This is a genomic window from Lysinibacillus sp. (assembly GCF_032093475.1).
Classification (GTDB): Bacteria; Bacillota; Bacilli; order Bacillales_A; family Planococcaceae; genus Lysinibacillus; species Lysinibacillus irui.
Genome location: NZ_DAMDAY010000013.1, coordinates 15,109 through 16,258, shown reverse-complemented (window position 1 = coordinate 16,258; position 1,150 = coordinate 15,109). Strand labels below are relative to the sequence as shown.

At 33.7% G+C, this 1,150-nt stretch carries 2 protein-coding genes; one reads left to right on the top strand and one right to left on the bottom strand.

Translation table 11 applies throughout. The features are described 5' to 3' along the window. Nucleotides 1–8: 8 nt before the first annotated feature. Nucleotides 9–446, bottom strand: coding sequence for an Rrf2 family transcriptional regulator (locus tag RT445_RS05150; RefSeq protein WP_155593299.1), 438 nt, complete (start codon nt 444–446; stop codon nt 9–11). Between the two features lie 190 nt (nt 447–636). Between RT445_RS05150 and RT445_RS05145 the strand changes: the two genes are divergently transcribed. Further along, nucleotides 637–1,150 (top strand): globin domain-containing protein (locus RT445_RS05145; protein ID WP_313469971.1); only part of this gene is annotated, 514 nt, incomplete at its 3' end.

Below are 1,150 nucleotides of genomic sequence, written 5' to 3'. Positions count from 1 at the left end.
GGGTATTTTTACTTACCTAGCAGAAGAGCCATTAATTTTTCTTTAGAATGTAGGAAATCATCTAAAGTGTAACGATCTAGCACACTTAAATAGGCTTGTAAAGCTTCGTACAGAACACCTTTTAGCTGACATTCTGGGGCTATTTTACATAGATTATTTTCTTTGTCGAAACATTCTACAAGGTGAAAATCCTCTTCTGTATGACGCACAATTTCACCAATAGTAATAGTTTTTGGATCGATAGCGAGGCGAATACCGCCACCACGACCACGGATTGTTTCAATATAGCCTAATAATCCAAGCTGATGTGTCACCTTCATTAAGTGGTTTTTCGATATATTATAAGCATCTGAAATCTCTTGAATAGTTGATAATTGGCCGTCTTCCTTTGCACCTAGATAAATAAGCGTACGCAAAGAGTAGTCTGTGTATAAAGTTAAGCGCATTAGAACACCCTACTTTCTATAATTCAAAATTATTATAGCATTTTTACATTGAAGTATAATATTTTCAAACGTTTTTTAAAGATGTATTTAAAATACATTAATTATGTCCATTTTGTTAAAGATGTATTTCATATATTGCTTTAAGGAAATGAAAGCGTTATATTGTAATCACGAAAGGATGGTAAGCGATATGTTAAAACAAGAAACTATTAAAATTATTAAGGCAACAGTACCTGTATTAGAAGTTCATGGTGTTGAAATTACAAAGACGTTTTACAAAAATATGTTTCAAGCTCATCCAGAATTACTGAACATTTTTAATCACACGAATCAAGAACAAGGCCGTCAACAAACAGCATTAGCTAACACTGTTTATGCTGCTGCTGTTCATATTGAAAACTTAGAAGCGATTTTACCTGCTGTAATGCTTATAGCACATAAACACCGTAGTTTAGGCATTTTACCTGAACATTACCCAATTGTTGGAGAACATCTATTAAAAGCAATTAAAGAAGTACTTGGTGACGCAGCAACAGATGATATTATTAATGCATGGGCTGAGGCTTATGGCGTTATAGCTGATATTTTCGTTCAAGTGGAAGAAGAGTTATACCAAAAGGCTGAAAATAATGGTGGATGGCGCCTATTTAAACCATTAAAAGTGGCGAAAAAAGTTGTAGAAAGCGACTTAGTTACATCTGTTT